At 63.0% G+C, this 457-nt stretch carries 1 pseudogene; it reads right to left on the bottom strand.

Annotated features, from left to right (window positions below):
* Nucleotides 1-176: pseudogene (locus B3849_RS17635) on the bottom strand (diguanylate cyclase); the annotation flags it as partial.
* Nucleotides 177-457 lie beyond the last annotated feature (281 nt).

Raw genomic sequence — 457 nt, 5'->3', positions numbered from 1 at the left:
GCCGCATGTGCGGGCGCTGCCATGCCGATCATCGCATAGGCGGTTGTCGCCGTGGCCCCAAAGGCGCTGGCGAGGGCCAGAAATTCGCGTCGGTTGACCGGATCGCGTTTGGCAGCTTCGGCAGAGGCGTGGATGGCGGCGGGTAAGGGGGTGCCGGTACGGGTTAAGAACGTCATGATCTTCCTCTCTGGTCGGGTGCTGCCCCTGTGGTTCGGGCGGCGGATACGAAGCACAAGCACAGGCGCTGGATGCTTTGCGGTGATGCAGCTTTGCTGCGTTTATTGGCTAGAAATGTAACTAGCGTGTATCACAGAGTTTCAAGCATTGCGCGGCGGTGCGTCAACCCACAGCAGCGGCGGTCACCGGGGTTTGCGCAAAACGCAATGCGCGCCCGATCCAGTTCAGGATCAGACGCGCGACCCGTGGCGCGCTCTCGGGCGCCTCCGGCGGGAGTTTA

Source organism: Sulfitobacter sp. UBA4523 (assembly GCF_002388305.1).
GTDB classification, from domain to species: Bacteria; Pseudomonadota; Alphaproteobacteria; order Rhodobacterales; family Rhodobacteraceae; genus Sulfitobacter; species Sulfitobacter pontiacus.
The sequence above is the reverse complement of the archived record's forward strand: the minus strand, read 5'-3'. Positions and strand labels throughout refer to the sequence as shown.